The 2,630-nt window shown below is 75.5% G+C and carries 2 protein-coding genes; one reads left to right on the top strand and one right to left on the bottom strand.

Going from position 1 to position 2,630, the window contains the following annotated elements:
* The coding region (locus CCN42_RS37295; protein WP_143662159.1) for a tetratricopeptide repeat protein at window positions 1–1,029 on the top strand (1,029 nt) is incomplete at its 5' end.
* A gap of 12 nt (window positions 1,030–1,041) precedes the next feature.
* Here CCN42_RS37295 and CCN42_RS37300 read toward each other — a convergent pair.
* On the bottom strand, window positions 1,042–2,630 hold a 1,589-nt coding region (locus CCN42_RS37300; protein ID WP_086741717.1), incomplete at its 5' end, for a bifunctional 3'-5' exonuclease/DNA polymerase.

A 2,630-nucleotide genomic window follows, 5' to 3' on the forward strand; every position in this document is an offset into this window, starting at 1 on the left:
TCGCCCCAGGCGAAGGCCGCCTCGGTGGATTCGAAGGGCGGGGCGGCGGCCTTCGCCTGGGGCGACCTGGAGCTGCCCAACATCGTCACGCTCGTGGAGCGGCACGCGGGCGACCCGGCCCACGACCACCGCACCGCCGCCTACGTCTCGACCCTCATCCGCCTCCTCTTCCCGTACGTCCACCGCAGCGGCCGGGTCGCCGAGATGGAGGTGCTGGGCAGCGCCGCCCTCGACGCCGCACGCCGCCTCGGCGACCCCGCGGCCGAGGCCTACGCCCTCGGCGACCTCGCCGGACTCCACTTCCTCACCGGCCGCCAGGGCGACGCCCTGGCCCTGAACGACCGCGCGCTGGAGATCTGGCGGCGGCTCGGGGTGGTCTCCTGGATCCGGCGTTGCCTGAACAACCGCGGGCTGCTGCTCGAAGGGCTCGGCCGGTACGCGGAGTCGGAGGCGGCGCTGCGCCAGAGCCTCACCTACTCCCGGCAGCTGAACGACCCGCACGGCGAGGCCGTCACCTACAGCCACCTCGGCAACCTCTACGAGCACACCGACCCGCGCGCCGCGATCGAACAGCACCGCCGCTCCCTCGCCATCGGCGTCTCGGTCGGCGCGGTCATCGTGCAGCACTCCGCGCACTGCAACATCGGCTACGCCTATCTCACCCTGGGCGAACCGGCCTCCGCCGCCCGGCACTTCGAGGAGAGCCTGCGCATCCTCGGCGGCCACGGCGACTGGCACGGCGAGTCCCAGACCCGCCTCGGGCTGGTCCGCGCGCTGCGCCTGCTCGGCCACGGCGACCGCGCCGCCCGCGAGTGCGCGGAACTGCTGCGCCGCGCGGACGCCCGCGCCGACCACTACACCGGCGGTCTCGCCCGCCACCAGCACGGTCTGCTGCTGTGCGCCCAGGGGCTGCACGAGCGGGCGGGCGAGGAGTGGCGTACCGCGCTCGCCGCCCTGGACGGCACGGACGAGACCGCGGTGACGGCGGAACTGCGGGAGCTGCTGGGCACCGTCGGCGCCCGGTGCTGAGCGCGGCGCGGCTCACTTGGCGTCGGCATAGCACTCCACCACCGCCGTGGTGAACGGGAACCGCACCGGCGTCTGCCCGAACGTCAGCCGCCCGGCCAGCTCCGCCGCCTCCCGGATCGCTGCGACGACCGTCTCCGTCTCCTGTGCCGGACAGTGCACGATCACCTCGTCGTGCTGGAAGAAGACCAGCTCGGCCGCGAGGTCCGCGCAGGCCCGGCGCAGCGCGGCGAGCAGCAGCAGCGCCCAGTCGGCGGCACTGCCCTGGACCACGAAGTTGCGCGCGAAACGGCCGCGGGCGCGGGCGTTGGTCGAGGCGTACCCCGGCACCCAGGCGCGGTCGTCGCCGTCCTCGTCCGCCGACGGGATGCCGGCCTCCTCCGCCGTGTCCTCGCCCGCCTGGGCCGCGGGCGGGCAGGTCCGCCCGAGCCAGGTGCGCACCAGCCGCCCCTCCTCGCCGGCCCGGGCGGCGTCGTCGACGTACGCCACCGCCTTCGGGAAGCGGCGGCGCAGCGCGGCGAGGTTCTTCAGGCCGTCCCCCGAGGTCTGGCCGTAGACCGCGCCGAGCACCGCGAGCTTGGCCTGGGCGCGGTCGCCGGAGAAGGCCCGGTCGGACACCGACTGGTACAGGTCGCTCTCGCGTCCGGCGACCTCCATCAGGCCGGGGTCGCGGGAGATCGCGGCCAGCACGCGCGGCTCCATCTGGTCGGCGTCGGCGACGACCAGCCGCCAGCCGGGGTCGGCGACCACGGCCCGCCGGATCACCTTGGGGATCTGCAGGCCGCCCCCGCCGTTGGTCACCCAGCGCCCGGTGACCGTGCCGCCGGCCTGGAACTCGGGCCGGAACCGCCCGTCGCGCACCCAGTCCTGGAGCCAGGACCAGCCGTGGGCGACCCAGATCCGGTACAGCTTCTTGTACTCGACCAGCGGTTTCACGGCCGGGTGGTCGACGGACTCGATCTCCCAGCGGCGGGTCGAGCGGACCTTGATCCCGGCCTGCGCGAACGCCTTGACGACATCGGCGGGCAGATCGGGCCGCACCCGCCGCCCGAACGCGGCGGACACCTCGTCGGCCAGCTCGGCCAGCCGCCGCGGCTCCCCGCCGCCCGCGTACCGCTCACCGAGCAGGTCGTGCAGGACCGCGCGGTGCACGTCCGCGCTCCACGGCAGCCCCGCGTGGTTCATCTCGGCGGCCACCAGCGTGCCCGCCGACTCGGCGGCCGTCAGCAGCCGCATCCGCTCGGGGTGGGCGGCGCGCTCGTGCCGCCGCTGCTGCTCGGCGTAGACGGCGAGCAGGTCGCCCAAGGGGAGCGGGCGGTCCTGCGGCTCGAAGAGCGGGGACTGCGCGCCCGGTACGGCCGACCGCTGCGGCGGATCCGGCGGGACCGGTCCGCCGCGCAGCCGGGCCAGGGCGGCGGCGGCCGAACGCGGCTCGCCGTACCGCCCCTCGTGGCCGAGGAGGAGGTTCTCGGCGGCCTCGATGTCGTAGCACCGCTCCACTCGCACCCCCGTGGCGAGCAGAGCCGGATACACATCCGTCGTGGACCGCCACACCCAGCGCGTCACCTCCGGCCGCGCGCGCACGGCCGGAGGTGACGCGCTGG

It is taken from the genome of Streptomyces glaucescens, assembly GCF_002154375.1.
GTDB lineage: Bacteria > Actinomycetota > Actinomycetes > Streptomycetales > Streptomycetaceae > Streptomyces > Streptomyces glaucescens.